This window comes from Pacificitalea manganoxidans (assembly GCF_002504165.1).
GTDB lineage: Bacteria > Pseudomonadota > Alphaproteobacteria > Rhodobacterales > Rhodobacteraceae > Pacificitalea > Pacificitalea manganoxidans.
This window is the reverse complement of record NZ_CP021407.1, coordinates 106428-112508: the sequence shown is the minus strand read 5'-3', so window position 1 is coordinate 112508 and position 6081 is coordinate 106428. Positions and strand designations below refer to the sequence as shown.

General features: G+C 65.0%; 6 protein-coding genes. All 6 read right to left on the bottom strand.

Annotated elements, in window-relative coordinates; all coding sequences use genetic code 11:
• Positions 1–29: 29 nt before the first annotated feature.
• The 6 genes from CBW24_RS17505 to CBW24_RS17480 are packed head-to-tail and all read right to left on the bottom strand — an operon-like array spanning position 30 to position 6006.
• Entirely contained in the window at positions 30–989 is a 960-nt protein-coding gene (locus CBW24_RS17505) for an amidohydrolase family protein (protein ID WP_097374545.1), read from the bottom strand.
• Between the two features lie 7 nt (positions 990–996).
• Complete coding sequence (locus tag CBW24_RS17500; protein ID WP_157773264.1) at positions 997–2166, bottom strand: M24 family metallopeptidase; 1170 nt, start codon at positions 2164–2166, stop codon at positions 997–999.
• A gap of 2 nt (positions 2167–2168) precedes the next feature.
• Positions 2169–3125, bottom strand: a complete 957-nt coding sequence (locus CBW24_RS17495; RefSeq protein ID WP_097374544.1) for a D-2-hydroxyacid dehydrogenase — start codon at positions 3123–3125, stop codon at positions 2169–2171.
• Positions 3126–3136: 11 nt separating this feature from the next.
• Entirely contained in the window at positions 3137–4435 is a 1299-nt protein-coding gene (locus CBW24_RS17490) for a TRAP transporter large permease (protein WP_097374543.1), read from the bottom strand.
• On the bottom strand, positions 4432–4950 hold the full coding sequence (locus CBW24_RS17485; RefSeq protein ID WP_097374542.1) for a TRAP transporter small permease: 519 nt from the start codon (positions 4948–4950) through the stop codon (positions 4432–4434). Before CBW24_RS17485 ends, CBW24_RS17490 begins: the two co-directional genes overlap by 4 nt.
• Before the next feature lie 51 nt (positions 4951–5001).
• Positions 5002–6006, bottom strand: coding sequence for a TRAP transporter substrate-binding protein (locus CBW24_RS17480; protein ID WP_157773263.1), 1005 nt, complete (start codon positions 6004–6006; stop codon positions 5002–5004).
• Positions 6007–6081 lie beyond the last annotated feature (75 nt).

Sequence of the window (6081 nt, the reverse complement as noted above, 5' to 3'; positions counted from 1 at the left end):
GCTGCAAATTGCGTAGCCGCGACCTTACCCTACAGCTTCAGCAGCGCGCGCGCGTTGGCGTGGGTGACCTGCTCTCGCTCCGTTTGCGACAGCGGCGCGGCATCGATCCATGCGCCCGCTTCGCCCGCGCGCTCGAACGGATAATCGACCGAGAACATCACCCGGTCGGCCCCAAGCGCGTCGATGGCACAGCGCAGCGGCGCATCGGAGCAAACCCCGGCCGTAGTGCACCAGAAGTTGCGCTTGAAATAGGCCGAGGGCGGCATCTCCAGCCGCATGTCGCCCCGGTTGGAAATCTCCCACCGGCTGTCGAACCGCCACAGCTGATAGGGGAGCGTTTCGCCCATATGGCCAAGGATCAGCTTCGCGTTGGGATAGCGGTCGAACACGCCGGAAAACAGGATGCGCAGGGCGTGACTGCCGGTCTCAACCGTCCATGACCAGACCGGCCCCCACAATTCGGGGTGGCCTTCCAGCATCGTGGGCGTGGCGACCGGGTTATTGGGATGGATATAGATTGGCGCGCCCAGATCCGCCGCACGTTCCCACAGCACCGAATAGCGGTCATCGTCGAGATAAGTGCCGTCGGTCTGGCCATTGATCATCGCGCCGCACATGCCCAGATCGCGCATGCAACGTTCCAGTTCATCCGCCGCCGCCGCGGGATCCTGCACCGCGATATGGGCAAAGCCTGCGTAGCGGTCGGGCCGTTCGGCCATCCGCGCGGCGAGGAAATCATTGGCCACCCGCGCCATTTTGATCGCGTGGGCGGTGTCCTTTTCCGCCTGCACGCCGGGCCCGGCCAGCGACAGCACCGCTTTCTCGATGCCCGCCTCGTCCATCGCGGCCAGCCGGTCGTCGCCGAAATCCTCCAGCTTGCCGCGCACCTTGCCGAACAGGTCCGGGCTGATGTTGATACGCGTTTCCGCCCAGTAGTCGACGAAATCGGGATGCATGAAATGCTCTTCGAGCGCGATCTTGTTGGTCATGGGAACCTCAGAGTTCGAAAATCTTCTTGTCGGTCTGGTGGAGGCAGGCGCTGACCCCGTCGTCGGTCACGAGGTAATTGTCGCAAATCACGGCAAAGACCTCGCCATCGTCGTAGCCGGGATGCACGGCCAGACACATGTCGGCGGCCAGTGGCATGGGCTCGTCATGGCGGATCAGCGGACGTTCCACCATTTCCACCCCCTGCCCGTGCGCATAAAGCCGGGTTTCCGCCGGCAGCTCGCGCGCCTGCATCCAGTCGTCATGGGCGGCGGCGATATCCGCAGGTGCCGCGCCCGGACGGATCAGCGACAGCGTGTGATCCTGCGCGGCGCGCACGTTCTCGAACGCCTCCAGCAGATGATCGCTGGCCCGGCCCAGCACCATGGTGCGGGCAATTTCAGCATAAAGCCCGCCGGGACCGTTGATCTCGATCAGCAGGGACATGTGATCGCCCGCCTCGATGGTGCGGGTCTGCAGGGGGCGGTTCATAAAGCGCGAGGGCTGGCCCATCGGCGCGGACAGGCCAAGGTAGATGCCCTGATCGCTGCCCAGATCGCGCCCGATCCGTTCGGCATGAGACGTCACATCGCGGTCGGTCACACCGGGACAGATGAAATCGCAGACCTCGGCAAACACCCGGTCCTGCAACGCGGCGGTGGCCCGGATCAGGGCAATTTCCTCGGCGCTTTTGACCGCCTTGACCCGGTCGAGCGCATCGGTGGCGTCAACGCATTCGATCCCCGCCTCCTGCAATGCCGCGACGACGGCATGCGGCAGCGCGCCGGGACAGAGCAGCCCCACCCGCCGCGCGCCCGCATCGCGCAGGGCCTGCAACAGCAGGTCGGCATCATAGCGCGTGGTGTAGCCGACCGAGACAAAGGACGGTGTGTGCAAAAACCGCCCGACCCCGCGATGCACCGGATCGTCCGCAACGGCGCGATCCACATCGAACGCGCCCATCTCCACCACTGTCATGGGGCGGTCGGGGAAAAACGCGATGGTGCGGGGATAGCCGTTATTGGCCGGGGTATCGGTCAGCCATCGCACATAGGAGCCGACCCAATCCTCGCGCGCCTGCGCCACCAGCGCGTCACAGTCCAGATCGGCAAGGACGCCTCGGGCCAATGTCCAGCGGCGCTCCAGCTCCGCGTCGGTGATGGGGGAATTGCTGCGCATGGTCACTGCCCTTTCAGCGCATCGGGCAAGGCGGCGGCGCCCTGCTGCGCATAGATCGTCAGGTTGTCGATCACCACCGGCAGGCATTGCTCCGCGTAGACATCGGCGAAGCCTGCGATATGCGGGGTGATAATGGTGTTGGGCGCGGTCCACATCGGATCGTCCGCGGGCAGCGGCTCCTGCGCGAAGACGTCCATTCCCGCCCCGGCGATCTGACCCGCCACCAGCGCATCGCGCAGCGCGGCCTCATCCACACAGCCGCCCCGCGCCACGTTGACGAGAAAGGCGGTGGGTTTCATCGCCGCCAGAACATCAGCATTGATGATGTTGCGCGTGGCTTCCGTCAGCGGCACCAGCACGACCAGAAAATCGGCCTCGCCCACTGCCTGCGCCAGATCGGCGCGCGGATAGACGCGGCTGACATGGGGTGCGCTGCTGCGCCCGTCCGAAATGCCGGTGACGCGCATTCCCATCGTGTCGGCATAGAGCGCCAGCGTCTCGGCGATGCTGCCCAAGCCAAAGATGCACAGCGTCTTGCCCGCCAGCACCGGCTGCGGCCGCCGGTCCCAACGCTTATCGCGCTGCGCGGCGAGCGTATCGGGCAGACGCCGGGCCAGCGCCATCATCAGCAGGATCGCGGTTTCCGACACTTGCGGTCCGTGTTTGCCGGTGACGCGGGTGACAGGGATGCCGGGGCGCAGCGTGTCCATATGGCGGAAATTGTCGATGCCGGTGGTCAGGGTCTGCACCCATTCCAGCCGGGGCATGGCCCCGATCAGATCGGCGGGCATATGCGGGCCCATACCGATGATCGCATGCGCCTCGGGGGCAAGCTGCCGCGCCTCGTCGAGCGAATAGGCCGCGCGAAAGTCAAACCCCGGAAACATCGGCCCCAGACGGGTGACGTAATCGTCGGTCCATTCGCGGGTTTCGTGGCTGATGATGATGGTCTTGGACATGTTCGACTTTCTCAGAACAGGACGCCGGGCAGCCACAGCGCGATCTGCGGCATGGCGAACAGCAAAGCCATCAGGATGGCGGGAGCGAGCAGGAACGGCGCGATGGATCGGTAAAGCCGCCCCATCGACAGATCGTCGGCCTGCGCCTTGATGATGAACAGGTTCATGCCCACCGGCGGGGTGATCAGCCCCAGTTCCACCAACACCGCGACAAGGACGCCGAACCAGATCGGATCGAAGCCATAGCCCTCGATCACCGGCAAGAAGACGGGAACGGTAATCAGCACCATGCCGATACCTTCCAGAAAGCAGCCCATGACGATGTAGAGGATCACGATCAGCAGCATGATCAGCACGGGCGACAGCTCCGCCGACAGCGCGAGGTTCAGCAGCGTGTCCGGCAGCCGGGTCTGCACCACGAAGGTGGCGAACAGCTTGGCCCCGATGATGATCATGAACAGCCCGCAGGAAATCAGCACCGACGCTTTCACCGCATCAATGAAACCCTGCCATGTCAGCGTGCGCCGCACGAAACCGATCACGATCGCGCCGAATGCCCCGATGGAGGCGGCCTCGTTCGGGCTGAAGACGCCGACGTAAATACCGCCGATGGTGGCGATGAACAGGATCAGGAAATGCCACGGCGCGATGAGCGCGCGCAGCCGCTGCACCAGCGTGTAGCGTGTGGCGGTGCCGGTGTCGCCATTGGTGCCCGCCAGAACCCATGCCACCACGATGTAAAGCAGCAGCAGCACGATGCCGGGGATCATCGACGCGGCAAACAGCCGGGCCACCGATGCTTCGGCAATGGAGCCGTAGATCACCAGAATGATCGACGGCGGGATGAGGATGCCAAGCGACCCGCCCGCCGCGACGGAGGAGGCGGCATAGCCGTCCTCATAGCCCGCGCGCCGCATTTCCGGCAGCGCGATCCGGGTCATGCTGGCAGCCGTGGCGACGGAGGAGCCGCAGATCGCGCCAAACGCACCCGATGCAGCGATGGAGGCCACCGCCAGTCCGCCGCGCATCCCCGACAGCACCACGCGGGCGGCCTCGAACAGGTCACGCGACATGCGCGAGCCTGACGCGACCTCGCCCATCAGAATGAACAGCGGAATGACCGACAGGCCGTAGCTCGACGCGGTGTCGAACGTGCCGGTGCCGGTCACGAACAACGACATGGACACGGAATTCAGCAGCGCGTTGCCGATGATCCCGCACAGGGCCAGCGCCAGCCAGACAGGCTGCCGTAAAAGGAGCAGCGCGAACATCACGCCGATCCCGCTGAGGCCGAGGGCAAAGGGGCTCATGACTGGCCTTTCTCGTCCGAAGACGGGGTTTTCGACGGGGTTGGGCCTGCACGCAGCAGCGACCACAGCGCGTAGAGGCTGGCCCACAAGATGCCGAGCATGCCGCAGAACGCGATTGCCCAGAGCACCCAGACCGGCATGCCCAGTTCCAGCGACCGGTCGCCATAGGTCCACGCATCCCGCGCCGGGGGCACCATCGCCCACCCGATGAACATAACCGTGCCCAGCGTGGCAAAGGCCGCCAGCAGCCGCAGGCAATGCAGCAGCCGCGGCGGCGCAAGCCCATCGATCAGATCGATGAGGATTTCCGCACCGCGGGCGATGACCGGCCCGATGCCGAAAAACACCATCGTCAGCAGGCCGAGGCTCACCAGATCGTAGGAGCCGCGCACAGGCACATTAAAGAAGAACCGCAGCGCGACATCGGCCACCACGACAAGCATCATGGCCACGAGCGCAAGCGCGGCGATCCCGTGCAAAACACGAGACAGGGTTTGAGATATGGATCGGGGCATGGTCAGGCTCCGCCCAAGGCGGAGCCCCTCCGTTGTTGCTGCGGTGCAGGGTTAGCGGGTGTAGGATTCGAAGAACGACGTGCCGGGAAGGCCCGCGTCATTCACCGCCGCGACGGCGGCTTCGATCACCGGTGACACCTGCGTCCGCAGGGCGACGAGGCTTTCGTCACTCAGCTCGACGATCTCGACCCCGCCTTCTTCCATGTATTCACGACCGTGATCCTCGCCCGCGTCCCAGCTTGCGCCGAAACTCGCAGCGCGTGCCGGGCCCATCGTCTCATCGACAAGGGCCTTCATCTCGTCGCTCAGGCGGTCATAGGCCTGATTGCCCATCACCAGCGCAAAGGTCGCCGAAGCGATCCCCGGCAGCAGCGTGTAATCGCTGACCGGCGCCAGATCGAACGGGATCGTGGCCTCGAACGGGAAGGTCGCGCCATCGACGACGCCCTTGCCCATCGCGTCCGCGGCCTCGGCCGGCGGCACCGGCACCGGCGACGCGCCCATCGATTCGATCACCGCCTGCCAGACGGAGCCCGCATAGCGGATGCGCTTGCCCTCGAAATTCGCCAGATCGCTGGGGTCGAACCCTTTGACATGGAATTTCAGCGGCGGCGTCACCGCCATCATCAAGATCCGCGTGCCCTCATGCTCGTCCGCCAGATATTCGGGGGCAAGCTCGGTCAGCCGCTCCGACATATGCGCGCTGTCATTGCCTGCGGTGGGGGCGGTCAGGGGCAGCCCGGCCAGTTCCGTCACCGGGAAACGGCCCGGGCTGGCGCCATGCAGCACCACGGCGATATCGGCGACGCCGTTCTTAACCAGATCGAACTGGCGCGGCGGCGGTCCAAGCTGCCCGGAAGGGAAGATCTCGACCGTCAATTCGCCGCCGCTCTTTTCGGCCAGTTCCTCACCCCAGGCCTCCAGCATGACGTTGAACGCGTGCTTGGGCGGCACGAAGGTGGATATCTTGAGCGTTTCCGCCCAGCTGGCCGTGACGCCGCCCGACGCTACGGCAAGCGCGAGAAGCGATACCTTTGAGATCTTTCCGATGGTCATGTCTGTCCTCCCTATGGCCGCCATGACGCGGCGGCTGAGGGAAGCTTGACACCCCACAATTGATCCGTCCAATAA